1 protein-coding gene is annotated in these 533 nt (G+C 61.5%); it reads left to right on the top strand.

Annotation, left to right across the window (positions count from 1 at the left end; genetic code table 11):
* A partial coding sequence (locus tag R3P95_RS26080; RefSeq protein ID WP_317549903.1) for an AMP-binding enzyme occupies window positions 1-533 on the top strand: 533 nt, incomplete at both ends.

Raw genomic sequence — 533 nt, 5'->3', positions numbered from 1 at the left:
ATATCGGTTCGCCGACGATCGGTTTCGCTGAGGTGGTGTTGGATTCGCGGTTGAATCCGGTGCCCGTCGGTGTGGTGGGTGAGTTGTATCTGGCGGGTCCGGCGTTGGCTCGTGGGTATCACGCGCGGTTGGGTTTGACGGCGGAGCGGTTCGTGGCCGATCCGTTCGGTGCTGCGGGTTCGCGGATGTATCGCACCGGTGATGTGGTGCGGTGGAATGCCTCGGGTGCGTTGGAGTATGTGGGGCGTAGCGATTTTCAGGTGAAGGTGCGTGGTTTCCGGATCGAGTTGGGTGAGATCGATTCGGTGTTGGCTGCGGTGTCGGGTGTCGATTTCGTGGTCACCATCGGGCGTGAGAGTGCTGCCGGCAGTACGGTGTTGGTCTCGTATGTGTTGCCGGTGGCCGGTACGGTTCTCGAGGTCGATGCGTTGCGTGAGCATGCCGGTTCGATGCTGCCTGCGCACATGGTGCCCTCTGCGTTCGTGATGTTGGAGTCCATTCCTCTGACTCCGGCAGGCAAACTCGACCGCACC

Origin of the sequence: Rhodococcus cercidiphylli, from assembly GCF_033042225.1 — a bacterium.
Classification (GTDB): domain Bacteria; phylum Actinomycetota; class Actinomycetes; order Mycobacteriales; family Mycobacteriaceae; genus Rhodococcoides.
This window is presented reverse-complemented; position numbering and strand designations above follow the sequence as displayed.